Annotated in this window: 14 protein-coding genes; 12 read left to right on the forward strand and 2 right to left on the reverse strand. The window is 38.0% G+C overall.

Annotated elements, in window-relative coordinates:
* Positions 1–8: 8 nt before the first annotated feature.
* The 6 genes from EMTOL_RS07280 (at position 9) to EMTOL_RS07305 (ending at position 6,779) form a co-directional block, all read left to right on the forward strand.
* The gene (locus EMTOL_RS07280) at positions 9–1,022 is read left to right on the forward strand and encodes a hypothetical protein (RefSeq protein WP_041693457.1); all 1,014 of its coding nucleotides are present in this window, start codon (positions 9–11) and stop codon (positions 1,020–1,022) included.
* A gap of 43 nt (positions 1,023–1,065) precedes the next feature.
* Positions 1,066–1,854, forward strand: a complete 789-nt coding sequence (gene porG, locus EMTOL_RS07285) for a type IX secretion system protein PorG (protein WP_015028629.1) — start codon at positions 1,066–1,068, stop codon at positions 1,852–1,854.
* A gap of 177 nt (positions 1,855–2,031) precedes the next feature.
* Positions 2,032–2,769 (forward strand): undecaprenyl pyrophosphate synthase, encoded by a 738-nt coding sequence (uppS, locus tag EMTOL_RS07290; protein WP_041693979.1) that lies wholly within the window; start codon positions 2,032–2,034, stop codon positions 2,767–2,769.
* Positions 2,770–2,862: 93 nt separating this feature from the next.
* Positions 2,863–5,466, forward strand: a complete 2,604-nt coding sequence (gene bamA, locus EMTOL_RS07295; RefSeq protein WP_015028631.1) for an outer membrane protein assembly factor BamA — start codon at positions 2,863–2,865, stop codon at positions 5,464–5,466.
* Positions 5,467–5,626: 160 nt separating this feature from the next.
* Entirely contained in the window at positions 5,627–6,184 is a 558-nt protein-coding gene (locus EMTOL_RS07300; protein WP_015028632.1) for an OmpH/Skp family outer membrane protein, read from the forward strand.
* 10 nt (positions 6,185–6,194) lie between these two features.
* A complete protein-coding gene (locus EMTOL_RS07305) occupies positions 6,195–6,779 on the forward strand; it encodes an OmpH/Skp family outer membrane protein (RefSeq protein ID WP_015028633.1) in 585 nt (194 codons plus the stop codon).
* Positions 6,780–6,953: 174 nt separating this feature from the next.
* On the opposite strand, the gene EMTOL_RS07310 is transcribed toward EMTOL_RS07305, so the two are convergent.
* Together EMTOL_RS07310 and EMTOL_RS07315 are read right to left on the reverse strand one after the other, a co-directional pair.
* Positions 6,954–8,516 (reverse strand): aldehyde dehydrogenase (NADP(+)), encoded by a 1,563-nt coding sequence (locus EMTOL_RS07310; protein ID WP_015028634.1) that lies wholly within the window; start codon positions 8,514–8,516, stop codon positions 6,954–6,956.
* Between the two features lie 52 nt (positions 8,517–8,568).
* Positions 8,569–9,411: a fumarylacetoacetate hydrolase family protein gene (locus EMTOL_RS07315; protein ID WP_015028635.1), complete on the reverse strand. Its 843-nt coding sequence runs from the start codon at positions 9,409–9,411 to the stop codon at positions 8,569–8,571.
* Positions 9,412–9,787: 376 nt separating this feature from the next.
* On the opposite strand from EMTOL_RS07315, the gene ilvD reads away from it, so the two are divergent.
* From ilvD to EMTOL_RS07350, 6 genes are all read left to right on the forward strand, one after another.
* Positions 9,788–11,467 (forward strand): dihydroxy-acid dehydratase, encoded by a 1,680-nt coding sequence (ilvD, locus tag EMTOL_RS07325; RefSeq protein WP_015028637.1) that lies wholly within the window; start codon positions 9,788–9,790, stop codon positions 11,465–11,467.
* 52 nt (positions 11,468–11,519) lie between these two features.
* Positions 11,520–13,280, forward strand: a complete 1,761-nt coding sequence (ilvB, locus tag EMTOL_RS07330; RefSeq protein ID WP_015028638.1) for a biosynthetic-type acetolactate synthase large subunit — start codon at positions 11,520–11,522, stop codon at positions 13,278–13,280.
* Between the two features lie 88 nt (positions 13,281–13,368).
* Positions 13,369–13,908: an acetolactate synthase small subunit gene (ilvN, locus tag EMTOL_RS07335; protein ID WP_041693981.1), complete on the forward strand. Its 540-nt coding sequence runs from the start codon at positions 13,369–13,371 to the stop codon at positions 13,906–13,908.
* 49 nt (positions 13,909–13,957) lie between these two features.
* Positions 13,958–15,001 carry a ketol-acid reductoisomerase gene (gene ilvC, locus EMTOL_RS07340; RefSeq protein WP_015028640.1) on the forward strand — a complete coding sequence of 348 codons (1,044 nt, stop codon included), beginning with the start codon at positions 13,958–13,960 and terminating at the stop codon, positions 14,999–15,001.
* Positions 15,002–15,129: 128 nt separating this feature from the next.
* Positions 15,130–16,407 carry a threonine ammonia-lyase gene (gene ilvA / locus EMTOL_RS07345; protein ID WP_015028641.1) on the forward strand — a complete coding sequence of 426 codons (1,278 nt, stop codon included), beginning with the start codon at positions 15,130–15,132 and terminating at the stop codon, positions 16,405–16,407.
* A 70-nt stretch (positions 16,408–16,477) separates the two neighbouring features.
* The gene (locus tag EMTOL_RS07350) at positions 16,478–18,511 is read left to right on the forward strand and encodes a hypothetical protein (RefSeq protein ID WP_015028642.1); all 2,034 of its coding nucleotides are present in this window, start codon (positions 16,478–16,480) and stop codon (positions 18,509–18,511) included.
* Positions 18,512–18,523 lie beyond the last annotated feature (12 nt).

Below are 18,523 nucleotides of genomic sequence, written 5' to 3' on the forward strand. Positions count from 1 at the left end.
AGAGATTAATGTATAGTATCCTATTGTGTTTTTCGGTAGTGATTTTATTCACACAAGAAAATTTCGCACAATCAGGTATTTTTAGTAAGAAAAATAAACTTAATCAATATTCTACTGTTGGTATCGGAGGAGGAACTTCGCACTATTTTGGAGATTTATCGCCCTATGGATACTTTTATTATGGTCTAATCACCAACGTACGTTGGAATGCTACCATCAATTATACACGTCAATTCTCATCACAAGTTGGCGTTCGTGCCTCTTTCTCATGGGTAAGAATCTTAGGTGATGATTATACTTATTCACAGCATAATCTTGCAAAATTCTATCAGCCTTTTTTGCGTAACCTACATTTCAGAAATGATATAAAAGAATTTACGCTTACAGGTGTGTATAATCTTTTACCACAATATAGCAAAGGCCCTCAGGGTAGAAGTGCCCTTATGCCTTATGCATTTTTAGGTTTGGGTTTCTATGGGCATGCTCCTAAGGCTAAAGTAGAAGACCCTGCGAATCCTGGGGTTGTTAAGTGGACTACCTTAAAAGACAAACAAACTTCAGGGCAGGGTGTTAGCCCCAATGCTCCAAAAACATATTCTTTAATTCAGCCCGTTGTGCCTGTTGGTTTAGGTTTAAAAGTAAAAATCAATGAAAAATTTGATTTGAACTTCGAAGGCGGGCTAAGAATTACACCTTTCGATTATTTAGATGACGTGGGTAAAGCTCCTTTTCCAGACCTAACCACACTTGCTGGTGTATCTCCACTAGGGGCTATTCTATCGAACCGAGCAGGCGAGGACTTTACTGCCCGTACGGGGGCAAATCGTATAGCTGATTTTCAATATGTTTCTACCAATATCCTATTCCGTACGCCAGCAGGTACGCCATCTTCAGATGGTATAGCTGCATTTGGATACCCTAATTATGATAGAGGAACTGGCCGCTGGGATTCTTATTTTGTCACACAAATTACCCTTAGCTACGTTATTACTAGCCAAATAAAATGCCCGCCTATTAAATAACACTACTTTAATATTTTAAATTTAAGTATTAAACTAATCCTTAATGATTATTTATAAGTTGGTAATAAGTAGAATTTTATGGGTGGGAATTCTATTAATATTGTCACTCAACCTATTGGCACAAAAATGGGAAGTTGGAGGAAGTATTGGTGTAAATCAATATAAAGGAGATGTCGTACCTAAATTTAAGCCATTGATTGCTCGTCCTGCAGGAAGTGGGTTTGTAAGAATGAATCTCAGTCGAGCAGTATCAATTAAAGCTCAGGCTATGTATGGTAGTGTTATAGGAGATGACCGATTCATGAGCTCTGACCCTTATCATCAAGCACGTGAATACCATTTTAAGGCTGATCTGGCCGAAGGAAGTGCACAAATTGAATACAATTTCTTGAATTTTCGTACTAACGCTTCGCGAATTGTCAATAACTGGACCCCCTACGTATTTGGAGGCTACGGAGCTACTTATATTCAATCAAAGGCTTTTTTGAAAACTGATATTAATCCAACCGTTTTTACGCCTTATAGCACTCGAAAAGCTGAACAAGTCGCAATTTTAGGTATTGGTTTTAAAAAGCAGTGGAAAGATAGATGGAATTGGGGTGTAGAATTTGGAGCAAGGCATACCACTAGCGATTATATTGATAATCTTGGTTATTCTGACGGAAAGTTTCAAATTCTTCTTCCTGCTGGTGTCGTTCCAAGCAACCCTAAATTTCAGTATTTATTAAAATACCAAATTCCAGGCACTAAGGCAAAAGACATTTATTACTACACCAATTTTTCAATTAGCTACATAATTTACAAAGTTTATTGTCCAAGACCTCGTAGATAAGCGTTTTTTGTACAAATACAAGGGCTTAGATAAAGTTTTTTAGATTAGTATCTTCATAATCAACTACAAATCAATAAAATCTTAACAAACAACATACTTTTTTCCTACCTTTGCAGTCCTTTTTGCACATTTTACACAGGTGTGTGTTGATATTTGTAAATGATAATTGATTTACCAGTGAAAGAAAACATTGATTTGGGCAATTTGCCATCTCATATAGCCGTTATAATGGATGGCAACGGTCGTTGGGCAAAACAACAGGGTGCTTTACGTATTTTTGGGCATCATCATGGCGTAAAATCTGTTCGCGATACCGTAGAAGCATGCGTAGAATTAGGCATTAAGTATTTAACTCTTTATACTTTTTCTACCGAAAACTGGAATCGTCCCAAACTTGAAGTAGATGGTATCATGCAACTTCTAGTAAAAACTATTGGTGAAGAAGTACCAGATTTACACAAAAACAATGTAAGGCTTAAAACCATTGGTGAATTTAGTTCTTTACCTAAATCAGCACGTAAGAAATTAGAGGATTCGATTGAGCTTACTAAAAATAATACTGGTCTGACGCTTATTTTGGCATTAAGCTACAGTGGAAAATGGGAGATTGTACAAGCAACCAAGCAACTTGCAGCAAGAGTAAAGGCTGGAGAATTAGCCGTTGAACAAATTACGGAAGAGGCATTTGCCAAATGTTTAGCAACTGAAGATGCCCCCGATGTAGATTTAATGATTCGTACTGGTGGAGACCACCGTATTAGTAATTATCTACTTTGGCAATTAGCTTATGCCGAATTATATTTTATCGACGATTTGTTTTGGCCAGAATTCCGTAAACAGCATCTTTTTGAAGCAGTTGCCTCTTATCAACAAAGAGAGCGTAGATTTGGTAAAACAAGCGAACAAATAAAGTAACAATTATACTCTATAACTAACATAACCCGATTAACCCAAGCCCCAAAAATGGCTTGTTCGTTAAACTGACTATTTTGATATTCTAAATATATTATGCGTATCCTGAAGTTACTTTCCTTTTTTGTTTTATCACTCATTACTACAAATCTTATGGCTCAGTTTCCACTGGGTCTTGGTCGTAAATATGACCAGCCGAAAGAAGCAGCCATAAGTTATGAGCGTCCGAAAGAGTACGTTATCTCAAAAATTACTGTTAGCGGTGTAAAGTTTTTAGACCCTAATACCCTTATTTCTGTTTCGGGTCTAAATGTCAATGACAAGGTTAGTATTCCTGGCGAACGGATTAGTACAGCTATTCGCAGATTAATGGAACAAGGTATTATTGAAGATGTATCTATCAATGTTACTAAAATCGAAGTCGATAAAGTTGAATTGGACATCCATCTACGAGAACGCCCTCGTTTGAATAAATTTGTGTTTAAGGGTATCCGAAAAGGAGAAATTGATGGAGTAAGTGAAAAAGTAAAAACCAATAAAGGGAAGGTAATTACTGATGCATTAATCAAGAATATCCAACTTACTATTAAGCGTATTTACATAGAAAAGGGCTTTTTGAATACAACTGTTCAGATTAAGCAGGTTTCTGATACCATCAGAGCCAATAATGCTGCCCTAATGGTATATATTGATAAAAAGAAAAAGGTAAAAATCGAAGATATTCAGTTGAATGGTGTCAAAGAAATGCCTGATTACAAAGTTCTTTCTAAAATGAAAGCAACTAAAATCAAAGCACCACTTCGTATTTTTACTCCTTCAAAATTTATTCCTAAAAAGTTTGAAGAAGATAAGCAAAAGCTTGTTGAATACTATAATAAAAAAGGATATCGTGATGCTCAAGTTACTTCTGACTCAACCATCACATTACCTAATGGAAATATCAAATTAGTTTTGAATGTCAACGAAGGAAATCGTTTTTATTATAGAAACATCACTTGGACAGGTAATTACCTTCGTAAAACCAAGGATTTAGAAACTATTTTAGCCATCAAAAAAGGTGATGTCTATAATCCTGAAGAATTAAATAAAAAAATTAATGGTATTCCACAAGGCGACGTAAGCTCTGCCTATATGGACGATGGTTATTTATTCTTCCAATGTGAGCCCGTAGAAGTGGCTGTCGATGGTGACTCTATTGATATTGAGATGCGTATCCGTGAAGGTAAACAAGCTACCATAAACCGCATTATCTTAAACGGAAATACCAAAACCAGCGACCACGTAGTAATGCGTGAATTATTGACTCGTCCTGGACAAAAATTCAGTAAAACTGACCTCATCGAAACGCAACAAACGCTTTCGAGATTAGGATATTTCGACCCACAAAAAATCGAACCAAAACCAATTCCACAAGCCGATGGTACAGTGGATATTGAATATAATGTAGAAGAAAAACCAAGCGATAATATCGAGCTCTCAGGAGGTTGGGGAGGTTTACAAGGTTTTGTAGGTACTTTTGGGGTTGTATTTAATAACTTTTCGGCAAGAAATATTGGAAATTTAGATAAATGGAAACCACTTCCTGCGGGCGATGGACAACGTCTAGCCTTACGTTTGCAAGCTAGTGGACGTTTCTACCAAACCTATTCACTTTCTTTTACAGAACCGTGGTTAGGTGGTAAAAAACCGAATTCATTTGCTGTAAGTATTTTCCATACTTCATCTGATAATAGAGGTTACCAAAGAGCTTTAGAACGCCAATATGGTTCGGCTTATGCCTCACTCTATGGTGGAAGTGCAGGTATTTACTCGGGGTATTTCAAAAACACTGGTGGTTCTATTACCTACGGAAAACGCCTCAATTGGCCTGACCGTAACTTTAGTTTCAATGCTTCATTATCTTACCAAAGATATAATGTTGATAACAGTTACTTCATCCCTGGTTTCCAAAAAGGTGTAGCTAACGACCTCTCAATGGCTTTTGTAGTATCAAGATATAGCTTAGATAACCCACAGTTTACGCGTTCGGGTTCTCAGTTTACATTGAGTGCCACATTCAACCCACCATACTCTTTGTTTAGAGACGCTCCAGTAGTCGACAAATTTAAATGGGTAGAAGGCCACAAATGGATGTTCGATGGCGACTGGTACGTGCCAGTTGTTGGAAAGCTAGTCTTGCATGCGAAAGCAAATATGGGCTTCTTGGGTAAATATAGTGCTAAATCAGACTTCAGTCCGTTTGGTCGCTTTATCTTAGGGGGTGCGGGTATGGGTATGCAAAATGCCTATAACGTTGGTGCAGATTTGATTGGTCTAAGAGGCTATGATGAAGGTGTTGTACACGAATTATCATTGGCTGAAGCTGAAAAGTTACGTACAAGCGATGGAACTGTAACACTCAGCCGTATGGGTGGAATTGTGTATAGCAAGTATGCTACCGAGCTTCGTTACCCAGTATCACTTAATCCACAAGCAACTATCTTTATCTTGGGCTTTGCCGAAGCGGGTAATAGTTGGGGGAGTTATAAAGATTTCAACCCATTCAAATTACGTCGTACAGCAGGGGTTGGAGCCAGAATCTTTATGCCAGCATTTGGTATGATTGGTCTTGACTTTGGTAAAGGTTTTGACCCAATTCCGGGTATTACGAATCGCGGTTTGAAATCGTTTACGTTTAGTATTGGTCAGCAAATTCGATAAAAATACACCATTAATAGTTATTTGTTAAAATCTGTTAATGATGTAATAATTAAATATATTTTGTGCGTTTTTAGCTCAGAGTAATCGAAACAGAAATTTAATCTATGCAGCCACTTAATAAAAACATTCAACAATTCACGCATTGAAAATTTATTTTTGAATGAAAAAGACAATATTTTTACTATTTTTGGCTCTTCTTTCAGCACAAAGCTTTGCACAAAAGTTCGGGTACATTGATTCTGAATTTATTACAAGCAAGATGCCTGCGTATAAAAAGGCCCAAGAAGATATGGATAAATATTCTGAAAAATGGGTAAATGATATTCAAGGGAAATATGCCGAAATAGAAAAAATGCGTCAACAATTTCAGCAAGAAGAAATTTTGCTAACTGCTGAAATGAAACGTGAGCGGCAGAAAATAATTGATGAAAAAGAAGCAGAATTGAAAGAACTCAATAACAAGGTCTTTGGCATGAACGGAATGATTTTCACAAAAAAGAAGGAAATCATGAAACCCATACTCGACGATATCAATAAAGCCTGTGAGAAAGTAGCACGTCAGAAACAATTGATGTTTATTTTCGATAAAGCCTCAGATATGAGTATGATTTACACCGACCCACGCCACGATTACACAGATTATGTAATGGAGGCTTTAGGAATTTCACTCAAAGAAGAGAAAACTCAAAATAACCAAGTAACCAAACCAAAAAAATAAGTATAAACAAATGAAGACAAAATTTTTCGCCGCAATTATCACGGCATTTATGTTTGTAAGCATGGCTAATGCCCAAACAACAAAAATCGGATATACAAATGTTGACTATATCCTTAATAACCTTCCGGACGCAAAAGACATCGAAAATAAATTAAAAACTGAAAAAGCTCAATACGATAAACTTTTGCAAGATAAGATTACTGCGTTCCAAACAAAGTATGAAGATTATCAAAAAAATGGAGCTACGATGTCAGCAGTAATCAGAGCTGACCGTGAAAAAGAATTGCAAAGTGCTCAAACAGCTATTCAAGAGTTCCAACAAAACTCTGAGTCAGCTTTACAACAAAAACAACAACAATTGTTGGCTCCAGTTTTAGAGAAAATCGACAAAACTGTGAAAGATGTTGCTAAAGAAAATGGCTATGTATATGTATTTAACACTGATGCTGGCCCTGGTACAACTCCAATTCTTTTGGTTGCTCCAGATGCAGATAATATCTCTGATTTAGTATTCAAAAAATTAGGCGTAACTCCTCCTGCAAAAGCAGCGGCTCAAACAACACCAGCAGCTCCAGCAGCAGCACCTAAGAAATAAGCAATATTTTGTTTAGACCATAAAAAAACGCAAGTGAAAATACACTTGCGTTTTTTTATGGTCTAACTTATACTTTAGCTATTCTAGCGTTACGACAAAAATGAGTTTTCCCGAATCCTGAGATAAAAGGGTCTTTTTAAAGTTCAGAACGACCCATGTATTTCTCAAAATATTTTATTTTTTCAACTCTCCATCTACTAATCTCCAAATTTCTAGAGGATTACTTTCTTTTAATTCATCAATCAAAAGACTATCTGGAAAGTTCTGATAACACACTGGGCGAGTAAATCTTGTGATGGCCATTGTTCCAACCGAAGTACTTCTCGAATCTGTTGTTGCAGGGAATGGCCCACCATGCACCATTGCATGAGAAACCTCAACTCCTGTTGGAAAACCATTGATTAGAATCCTACCTACCTTTTGTTCTAAAATTTCAATCAATTCAGCATATTCTTCTAAATCTTCAGGTGTTCCATGAACGGTGGCTGTAAGATGCCCCGTCATACTTTGAGCAGCAGCTAAAATTTCATCCTTTGAATTTGCTTCAACAACTAAACTGGTTGGCCCAAAAATTTCTTCACTTAAATGCGGATTTTGTATAAACTCCTCAATATTAGTATGAAAAAATACAGGCTCAACGGCAGTAAATCCATCAGAAGCCTTTCCAACACCTATTACTTTAGTATAATTTTTTGCATGTTCTATTCCTCTCACATAGGCATCACGAATACCTGATGTAAGCATTACACCACCCTGACTATTACTTGTATGATGTTCGAGCGTTTCAATAAATGCGTCATTTTTTTCAATCAGAAGCATTCCCGGATTAGTACAAAACTGTCCCACGCCAAGTGTCACTGAATTGATGAAGTTTTGGGCAATAGAAGCACCATTCGCTTCAAGTATTCGCGGTAGCACGAATACTGGGTTTACGCTTCCCATTTCAGCATAAACAGGAATTGGCTCTGGTCTAGCAGCAGCAGCATCGAAAAGGGCTTTTCCTCCACGATAAGAACCTGTAAAACCAACGGCCTTTATAGCTGGGTGTGTAACTAATGCTAAACCTATTTCATGTCCATCATCAAATAATAAGGAAAATACGCCATCAGGCATTCCAGTAGCTTCAGCGGCTTTTTGTATCGCTTTACCTACGAGTTCTGAAGTACCTAAATGTGCAGGGTGTGCTTTAAAAATAACGGGGCAACCAGCAGCTAATGCCGAAGCGGTATCGCCGCCTGCCACAGAAAATGCTAAAGGGAAATTACTTGCTCCAAAAACACCCACTACTCCAATAGCACGCTCAACCGAACGAATATCTGGTCGAGGAAGTGGTTGGCGGTCTGGCAATGCAGTATCAATTCTTGCATTCACCCAAGAACCTTCTTTCAATAATTGAGCGAATAATCTAAGTTGACCCGTTGTACGGCCTCTTTCCCCTACTGCACGTCCTTGAGGCAAACCCGATTCAGCAATGTATCGCTCGGTGAGAAGGTCGCCTAAATTTTCTATTTCTTCTGCAATTTTCTCCAAAAATTCTGCTTTTTTCTTACCCGAAGTCTTTCTATATATTTGAAAAGCCTTCTCTGCCTTTTCGGTAGCAAGATTTAATTCTTGAATGGTGGCTTTGTAGAATAATGGAGCGAGGGTTTCGCCCGTCGCTGGATTAATGGCCTGAATTGCTACAGTACCTTCTGAGAAAGTTTCGAAGCCAATAATATTTCTTCCTGTAATTTGCATTACTCTTTATAATGGTAGTTTATATGGTAAATTTGATAAAATCTTAGGTACATTATTTCATTTCAACAGTATTGACGAGTGTACCAATACCATCTATTGTAATTTTTACTACATCACCTACTTCGAGTGTAAAATCATCGTGCGGCACTATCCCTGTACCTGTCATTAAAAAACAACCATTAGGAAAGGACATTTCTCTGAATAAATACTCAACCAAATCACTGTGCTTGCGTTTCATTCGATTAATTTCGATGGAATCACTAAACATTGGAATATCAAATCGAAGAATTTCGAGATTTATTTTAGTGTTCTCATCAATTGTTGAATCAAAAACGGCAATCCCCGGCCCAATTGCAGCACTTTTATCGTAAGTTTTTGCTTGAGGTAAATAAAGTGGATTTTCCCCCTCAATATCTCTTGAACTCATATCATTCCCTACTGTATAGCCAGAAATTTGTCCTTTCGAATTAATAAATAAAGTCAATTCTGGTTCGGGTACATTCCATTTTGAGTCTTTTCTAATTCTTACTGCTTGACCAGACCCCACTACTCTTTGTGGAGTAGATTTAAAAAATAACTCTGGGCGTTCGGCATCATAAACTCTATCATAAAAATTATCCCCTCCGGCACCCTTCGACTCTTCCATGCGAGCGTTACGGCTACGTAGATACGTAACCCCCGACGCCCAAACCTCCTGCGATTGAATCGGAGCCAGTAAACCATTGTCAATTAAGGATTTATATTCGGCAGCGGCTGGCAAAAGTTGAATTTCTCGCTGTAGCTCGAAAAACAAGTCTTCTCGATTGATGAATGTGTCCCAATCAGTGTGTCTTGAAATATAATAATACCCTTCGTGTTCGATTACGAATCCTTGTAATGTCTTGTAGATTTTCATTAGGATAAATAATGTGGTTTGCGATACTCAATATTAGACAAAAAGAAACAAAAAAGATATTTTTTAAAGAAAAACTTATGCAAAGAAAGGGAGTCTTGAAATTTTTCAAAAAAATATTTGGATTTATAAATGAAAGTAGATTCATTTGTAATGAAAATGATTCGCATTCAGCGAATATTCGCAATAAGAGAATCTTTATCAATATGATATATACCAGTTTAGTTGTCCTCATCATTATTATTCTACTCGTCTAAACGGGTAGAAGAGGGCTCGCTATGCTTTAAAATAGAAGACCTTCTTCACCCACAGTGAAGAAGGTTTTTTTCTGTAAATATTCTAAGTATTTATAACTACGTTTACAACAAAAGATTAACCAATGGCATCATTAAACAAATTCAGCCGCACCCTTACACAAGAGATTCACAATCCTGCTGCAAAAGCAATGCTTTATGGCGTTGGCTTAACCGATGAAGACATGAACAAACCTCAAATTGGTATCGCAAGTACTGGATATGAGGGAAATACGTGTAATATGCACTTAAATGGTTTGTCAGTACACGTAAAAAAAGGCATTCAAGAAAACGGAATGGTGGGACTAATCTTCCACACAATTGGGGTTTCTGATGGCATGACTAACGGTAATAATGGAATGAGTTTTTCTTTACCAAGCCGCGATATCATTGCCGATTCAATCGAAGATGTTGTACAAGCCCAATGGTATGACGGTGTAATTGCTGTTGTTGGTTGTGATAAAAACATGCCGGGTGCTATGATGGCTATTGCTCGCCTCAATCGCCCAGCAATGTTGGTTTATGGGGGAACTATCCGTACTGGACAATACAAAGGAAAGAAACTCGATATTGTATCTGCCTTCGAAGCATTAGGGCAAAAATTTGCTGGAACAATTTCTGACGAAGATTATAACGGAGTTATTAAAAATGCCATTCCAGGAGCAGGTGCTTGTGGGGGTATGTACACTGCCAATACAATGGCTTCTTCAATGGAAGCAATGGGTCTTACGCTTCCAAACTCTTCTAGCTATCCAGCTACTCATGAAGGCAAGAAAGCAGAGTGTTTGGCTATCGGAGCAGCAATGAAGAATATGTTAGAGAAAAATATCTGCCCACGTGATATTATGACTCGCAAAGCATTTGAAAATGCAATGACAATTGTAATGGCGATGGGTGGCTCTACTAATGCGGTTTTACACTATTTAGCAATTGCAAGTTCGGCGGGTGTTGAATTTACACTCAAAGATATTCAAGATATTTCTGACCGCACTCCGCTCATTGGCGACTTAAAACCATCTGGCAAATACTACATGGAAGATATGTTAGCCATTGGTGGAGTACCAGCATTAATGAAGTATTTACTTAAAAAAGGCCTAATTCACGGTGATTGTATGACCATTACAGGAAAAACAATCGCTGAAAACTTGGCTGATGTTCCAGATTTAGATTTCGAAGAACAAAAAATCATTCATCCAATCGAATCGCCAATCAAAGCATCGGGACACTTACAAGTCCTTTACGGAAACCTTGCATCTGGTGGTGCTGTAGCTAAAATTACAGGTAAAGAAGGTGAAAAGTTTGAAGGAATCGCTAAAGTTTGTGAAAGAGAAGAGGAAGTAATCGAATACTTAGAAAAAGGCGAAATCAAACCAGGACACGTCATTGTCATTCGCAATGAAGGCCCTAAAGGTGGCCCAGGTATGCCAGAAATGCTCAAGCCAACTTCAGCAGTAATGGGTGCAGGCTTAGGAAATAGCGTAGCCATGATTACTGATGGCCGTTTTTCGGGCGGAACCCACGGATTTGTCGTAGGTCACGTTACTCCAGAAGCTTTTGATGGCGGAACTATTGCCTTAGTGAAAGATGGGGATAAAATTACAATTGATGCTGTAGATAATAAGCTCATCCTTCATGTATCAGATGAAGAATTGGCTGTTCGTCGAGCAGCTTGGAAACAAATTCCATCAGAGCATACAAGAGGAGTTCTTCGTAAATATATCAAAAACGTAAGTTCGGCAAGCGAAGGCTGCGTAACTGACTTATAAGACGGAGTACAACAAACCAAATAAAAACTTTATCCTAAAATATCTAAACGATATGGGAAATTTATTAGAAATTGAATTAAAGCAAGAAGCCGCTTCTGCTCCAATTGCAAAGAATGAAGAAAAAACAATTCTTTCTGGTGCACAAGCCATGATGGAGTGTTTACTTGCTGAAGGTGTAGATAATATCTTTGGATATCCGGGCGGAGCCATTATGCCAACCTACGATGCCCTCTATGACTACATGGATAGACTCCACCATACTTTGGTTCGTCATGAACAAGGTGCGGGTCATGCTGCTCAAGGCTATGCACGTGTAAGTGGGCGTACAGGTGTATGTTTGGTAACTTCAGGCCCTGGTGGAACAAACATGGTTACACCCATTGCCGATGCTATCATTGATTGCACGCCAATGGTTTGTATCGTAGGACAAGTGAAATCAACCTTGCTCGGCACTGATGCCTTCCAAGAAACTGATATGATAGGTGTAACAACACCTGTTTGCAAATGGAATTATCAGATTACCGACCCAGACGAAGTGCCAGAGGTAATGGCCAAAGCATTTTTTATTGCTAAATCTGGTAAGCCAGGCCCAGTAGTTATTGATTTTGCACGAGATGCTCAAGTAGCTAAAATGACAAAACCATTCTCTTACAAAAAAATTGAGAAAATGGTTAGCTACAACCCACGTGTAGTGCCCAAACAAGAACAAATCGAGCGAGCAGCCGAATTAATCAATAAAGCCAAACGTCCTTATGTTCTATTTGGTCATGGAGTCTTGATTGCTGATGCTGTTCAAGAATTAATCGAATTCATCGAGAAAACCGATATGCCTTGTGCGAGTACTTTACTTGGCCTTTCGGCAATGCCTAATAATCACCCGAATTACATGGGCTGGTTAGGAATGCACGGAATGTATTCACCCAATGTGATGACCGATGAATGTGATGTTTTGATTGCAATAGGTATGCGTTTTGATGACCGTGTAACGGGTGATGCAACCAAATTTGCCAAACAAGCAAAAATTATTCATATCGAAATCGACCCTTCGGAAGTAGAGAAAATCAAGAAAACCGAAGCTCCAGTAATTGGCGACGCCAAAGAAGCACTTAAAATGTTGCTTCCTCTTGTAAAAAAAGGAGACTTTACTGGTTGGAAAAACGAATTCCGTAAGCTTGATGCGAAAGAATACGAAAAAGTAACACTACGTGATTTAAGCCAAGAAGGTAAAATCAAAATGGCTGAAGTGGTTGCCTTACTTTCTGATAAGACAAACGGCGAAGCTTGTATTGTAGTAGATGTAGGCCAGCACCAAATGGTAACGGCACGCTATTATCAATTCCGCAAACCCAATTCATATATTGCTTCGGGTGGACTGGGTACTATGGGCTTTGCTATACCCGCCTCTTTTGGTGCAAAAGTAGGAGCTCCAGACCGTGAAGTAGTGGGTGTTATCGGTGATGGTTGTTTCCAAATGACTATTCAGGAACTTGGTACAATTGCCCAGAGTGGTTTGGCGGTAAAGATGATTATCCTTAACAACAATTTCTTAGGAATGGTACGCCAATGGCAGCAGTTATTCTTCGATAATCGCTATTCATTCGTAGAACTTCAAAACCCTGATTTCATTACCATTGCTAAGGGATTCGGAATTGCAGGACATACTTGTTCAGATAGAGAAAACCTAAGCGATTCATTGGATACATTATTAGCGTCTAAAAAAGCCTATTTACTAGAGGTAATCGTAGAAAAAGAAGAAAACGTATTCCCTATGGTTCCTGCTGGAACAAGCGTAAGCGAGATTCGCTTGGAGTAGCACCTAAACCCCGATGGGGGTACAAAGAGGTACATTTCTCGCTTTTATAAATTTATTTTTTATTCCCCACTGGGGGTTAGGGGCTGTTATGACAACATACACTATTTGCGTATTTACCGAAAATAGCATCGGACTACTCAACAAAATCACAATTATATTTACCCGCCGAAGAATCAATATTGAATCTTTGACGGTATCGGAAACTGAGCGTAAGGGTATTTCTCGATTCACAATCGTAATTAAACATGAACGACGTGAAGAAGTAGAAAAACTCGTACGTCAGATTCGAAAAATTATCGAAGTTTTGGCGGTATTCGGTTACCTAAACGAAGATATTGTTTATAATGAAATTGCGTTATTTAAAGTTTCTACGCCTTTGAATGGTAAATCTATTGATGTTGAAACAGTCAATAAAGTTTATAAAGCATGGGTTGTTTATTGGGGGCTTGATTATGTAGTTATCGAAAAAACAGGTACAGAAACTGAAATTTTTGAGTTCTTTAAATACATTAAACCCCACGGTATTATTGAGTTTGTTCGTTCGGGCCGAGTTGCAGTAGGCAAAACTCCAAAAGGATTAATCGAATATCTTCCAGAAGAAATCACCGAATGGGAGTATTATTTGTAATCAACATATTTTTATTTAGTCGCATTAAACCAAAAACAAATCAATAAAAATGGCAAAATTAAATTTCGGCGGTGTTGAAGAGGAAGTTGTAACCCGCGAAGAGTACCCACTCGAAAAAGCAAGAGAGTTTTTGAAAGGTCAAACAATCGCTGTGATTGGCTATGGTGTACAAGGCCCTGGTCAAGCTATGAACATGCGTGACAATGGTTTCAACGTAATCGTTGGCCAACGACCTGGTAAAACTTATGATAAAGCTGTTGCTGACGGTTGGGTTCCAGGAAAAACTCTTTTCAGCATCGAAGACGCATTACAAAAAGGTACAATTATTTGTTTCCTTTTATCTGATGCAGCTCAAATTGCCTTATGGCCAACAGTGAAACAATACCTTAAAAAAGGTAAAACTTTATATTTCTCTCACGGATTCGGTATCACTTACAGCAAAAAAACTGGTATCAAACCTCCGAAAAATGTTGACGTTATCTTGGTTGCTCCTAAAGGTTCAGGTACTTCTCTTCGTCGTTTGTTCGTTGAAGGAAAAGGTCTTAACTCTTCATTTGCTGTTTATCAAGATGCTACAGGACAAGCTCGCGAAAAAGCAATTGCAATGGGTATCGGTGTAGGTTCGGGCTACTTATTCGAAACTGATTTCTACCGCGAAGTAACATCTGACCTTACAGGTGAGCGTGGTACTTTGATGGGTGCTATCCAAGGTATTTTCGCTGCTCAATATGAAGTATTGCGTGAAAATGGTCACTCTCCATCAGAAGCTTTCAACGAAACAGTTGAAGAATTAACACAATCGTTGATGCCTTTAGTTGCTGAAAACGGTATGGATTGGATGTACGCAAACTGTTCTACAACTGCTCAACGTGGTGCGTTAGACTGGTGGAAACCTTTCCATGATGCTACTAAGCCAGTTTTCAAAAAGCTTTACAATAGCGTAAAAACACAAAAAGAAGCTGCTCAATCTATCGAGCGTAACTCACAACCTGATTACCGTGAGAAATTAGAGGTAGAATTAGCAGAACTTCGTGAATCTGAAATGTGGCAAGCAGGTAAAACTGTTCGTAGCTTACGTCCAGAAAGAAACTAATTCCTACAAGGAAGGTTTCACCTTGAGCGAAGTCTTTTTTTAATATAACAGAAGAAGCACAGAGGCAAAATCTCTGTGCTTTTTATATATTTGAATTTGTTTGTGAAACATCAGCAAATTATTTAACTATGGCATCAACAAAAACAAAATCTGAACTGACCTTCCCAGATTTAGATAATATCTATCTTGCCGCCGAACGCCTACAAGGTGTGGCCACCCACACACCATTGATGCATAATTTAAACTTATCTGAGCATTATGGTGCCAATATTCATCTTAAACGAGAAGATTTACAGGTTGTCCGCTCTTATAAAATAAGAGGAGCTTACAATAAAATGGCCACATTACCTAAAGACCAACTTTCTAAGGGCGTTGTATGTGCCAGTGCGGGTAATCATGCTCAAGGGCTTGCTTATGCTTGCCGAAAAATGCAGGTAAATGGCACTATCTTTATGCCAACTACCACACCTGCTCAAAAAATAAAACAAGTAGGGATGTTTGGCAAGGAATTCGTGAAAATTGAATTGGTGGGAGATACTTATGATGATGCCTATTATGCCGCCAAAAAATATTGTGAAGAACAAAACGCCACTTTTGTACATCCGTTTGATGATTTACAAGTAATGGAGGGACAAGGCACTGTTGGGCTAGAAATATTCAAAGATGCCAACTTTAAGATTGATTACCTTATTTTTGCCATCGGTGGCGGTGGATTAGCTTCTGGGGTTTCTACGGTCTTTAAGCAACTTTCACCCAAAACCAAACTCGTAGCGGTTGAACCGTTAGGTTCGCCCACTATGAAAACAGCTATCGAATTGGGTGAAGTTGTGACACTGGAGGAAATTGATAAGTTTGTTGATGGGGCGGCTGTCAAACGAGCAGGTGATTTAACCTTTCAAGTTTGTAGAGAAAACCTCAATCATGAAATTCTATTAATCCCTGAAGGAAAGGTTTGCTCAGCTATCTTACAACTCTACAACGAAGAAGCCATTGTAGCTGAACCTGCGGGGGCATTATCGGTAGCGGCTTTAGATTTTATTAAAGACGAGATTAAAGGGAAAAACGTCGTTTGTATTATCGGTGGAGGTAATAATGATATTACACGCACGGAAGAAATCAAAGAACGCTCACTACTCTACGAAGGCCTCAAGCATTATTTTATCATTCGTTTTCCACAACGTGCGGGGGCTTTTAAAACATTTTTAAACGATGTATTAAGCCCTACCGACAATATTGTATTTTTTGAGTACTCTAAAAAGACAGCTCGTGAACGAGGGCCTGCATTAGTAGGAATCGAGCTCAAACAACAGTCTGATTTTCAACCGCTTATCGAGCGAATGAATGCCAACAATGTGCAATTTGAATATATCAACGACAAACCAGAACTTTTTGAGTTTTTGATATAGTTTTGCATAAAATATGTCTTTTAAAATGGCTTTCACTATCTTTGCATCTTGAAAGCCTTTTTTTGACTCAATGCATCTACTTTTCATACTTTTATTTCTTGGCTTTTTCTGGCAAATTCACCGAAATACTACGTATATCTCTGAAAATCTCAGCGATTATGCTATAAAATTCTTTTTAGGATTAGTTTCGTGTATCATCCCAACAGGATACCTACTTTCTGAATTCAACCAAATAGGGCAAGCAGTTTTTTGGGGCATTAGCGTTAATGTTTTTGCAATTATATTGTATTTTATTTTCCAAAAACTTACTAATAGGCAATCTTTTTCACTCAAAAGAAGCCTTATAAACTTACCAAAAGAACTATCAAACTTGTGGTACCAACAAGGTTCAACAGGGAAAGTTATACTATCTATTTTATCCATTGGCCTTTTTATAGTAACTGTTCTTAATCTAATTATTTTCTTATTCTCCTACCCCAACGAATGGGATAGTATGACAGGACATTTGGTAAAATGTGCTTATTACTTGCAAAACGGAAATATGAACCGAATGCAAGGTACAACTTGGACTATTGATTATTACCCGAACTCTTTGCCTACTTTACAGATGTTTTTTTATCATCTATTGGGCGAACAAGGCTTTAAAATTATTCATTATTTAAGCTACTGGATGTTTTCCATTTCGGCTTACGGAATTAGCCTAAAAATTACAAACAATAAAACGGCTTCGGTTTTTGTATTCTTAGTTTCAGCACTTTTACCAACAGCTTTAGTGCAGGCAACAACCACCGAAACTGATATTGTCCTTTCGGCTTATTTAGGTTCTCTTACTTACTTTATGTTTGCCTTTAAAGCCTCTCCTACCCGCCTTAATCTTGGCCTTATTGCCCTCGTGGCGGGAATTTGGATAGGCCACAAAGTTACGTTCTTACTTATTGCTCCTGCGGCAGTAGTTGTGGCATTTCATACGATTCTTCTAAAGAAAGAGTTTTATACACACATTAAGTTATTCGTAATAGCATTTGTTTTAGCAGTAGGTATTTATGCTTTACCAACTGGCTATATTGGAAATATTAAAGAAGCTAAAAAGTTTAGTTTAGGAAGCCTTTCTGCTCCCGAAATGGTAATGAACTGGCACGGTATTGAGCATTATTCTGGCGAAGATAAAGTCGACAATTTTTTACTCAATATTGCTCGTTATTCTTCCGATTTCCTAAACCTTGATGGCTTTCGTAGCTCGCCAACAGGTAAGAAAATCAATGAAAAATTTAGAGTATTACCTAATAAACTTTTAAGTCCATTACCACTCGAAGGTAACAGATTTACGGTTGTTTCATACTTTTCGTTCGAACACCCAGTCCGTTTTTATTTAGAACGCCCATTTTGGGGAGTCATTGGCTTTGCACTGATTCTACCAATTATATTGTTTTTAGTATGGCAATTAATTAGAAATCCTAAAAAGCTTTCAATGGCAGAAAATAGTTTTCTAATATTGATACTTGCCGCCATTTTACACTTTCTATCACTCAGCTATTCTGCCCCCTACGACCCCATCAAGGCTCGTTATTTCCTAAATATGGCTGTATGGTGTATGCCCTTATTAAGTATTGTTTTCATTTCTTGGCAAAAACGTAAACTTTTTATCAAAGATATTTATCTAAAAATCGTTAGTTTATTGATAGTAGTTTCGGCCATTCCAACCATACTTTATATACGCATACACCCTATTTTTGCTGAAAAGAATATATTTAATATGACTCGCTTAGAGCAGCTCTTAGTTGCTCGCCCCAATATCTATGAAGCCTACCATAAATTTGATGAAATAGTACCTAAAGATGCCATCGTTGCTCTCGGAACTCAGCAAGAACACGAAGATTTTGAATATCCACTTTGGGGAGAAGATTTTAAGCGAAAGCTTATTCCAATTCATCCATTTAGAAGTGCTGTAAAGCCAATTCCTGCTGAAGCACAGTATCTATTTTATTCGAAAGGTGTCATTCCGTTTCAAGAGGGAGACATACAACTCAACGCTATCAAAAGTAAGCCTAATATGCCTGTACACGATAGTGAGTTTTTCTTGAGAAAATTAACCCCCAATCGCTAAAGGATTGTAATA

This window comes from Emticicia oligotrophica DSM 17448 (assembly GCF_000263195.1).
GTDB lineage: Bacteria > Bacteroidota > Bacteroidia > Cytophagales > Spirosomataceae > Emticicia > Emticicia oligotrophica.

Excerpts from the sequence above, each read along its gene's own strand:
- EMTOL_RS07315 (WP_015028635.1), bottom strand. The coding sequence starts at position 9,411 with ATGAAAATCTACAAGACATTACAAGGATTCGTAATCGAACACGAAGGG.
- EMTOL_RS07305 (WP_015028633.1), top strand. The coding sequence starts at position 6,195 with ATGAAGACAAAATTTTTCGCCGCAATTATCACGGCATTTATGTTTGTA.
- ilvD (WP_015028637.1), top strand. The coding sequence starts at position 9,788 with ATGGCATCATTAAACAAATTCAGCCGCACCCTTACACAAGAGATTCAC.
- bamA (WP_015028631.1), top strand. The coding sequence starts at position 2,863 with ATGCGTATCCTGAAGTTACTTTCCTTTTTTGTTTTATCACTCATTACT.
- EMTOL_RS07300 (WP_015028632.1), top strand. The coding sequence starts at position 5,627 with ATGAAAAAGACAATATTTTTACTATTTTTGGCTCTTCTTTCAGCACAA.
- ilvB (WP_015028638.1), top strand. The coding sequence starts at position 11,520 with ATGGGAAATTTATTAGAAATTGAATTAAAGCAAGAAGCCGCTTCTGCT.
- EMTOL_RS07280 (WP_041693457.1), top strand. The coding sequence starts at position 9 with ATGTATAGTATCCTATTGTGTTTTTCGGTAGTGATTTTATTCACACAA.
- EMTOL_RS07310 (WP_015028634.1), bottom strand. The coding sequence starts at position 8,516 with ATGCAAATTACAGGAAGAAATATTATTGGCTTCGAAACTTTCTCAGAA.
- ilvA (WP_015028641.1), top strand. The coding sequence starts at position 15,130 with ATGGCATCAACAAAAACAAAATCTGAACTGACCTTCCCAGATTTAGAT.
- ilvN (WP_041693981.1), top strand. The coding sequence starts at position 13,369 with ATGACAACATACACTATTTGCGTATTTACCGAAAATAGCATCGGACTA.
- EMTOL_RS07350 (WP_015028642.1), top strand. The coding sequence starts at position 16,478 with ATGCATCTACTTTTCATACTTTTATTTCTTGGCTTTTTCTGGCAAATT.
- ilvC (WP_015028640.1), top strand. The coding sequence starts at position 13,958 with ATGGCAAAATTAAATTTCGGCGGTGTTGAAGAGGAAGTTGTAACCCGC.
- porG (WP_015028629.1), top strand. The coding sequence starts at position 1,066 with ATGATTATTTATAAGTTGGTAATAAGTAGAATTTTATGGGTGGGAATT.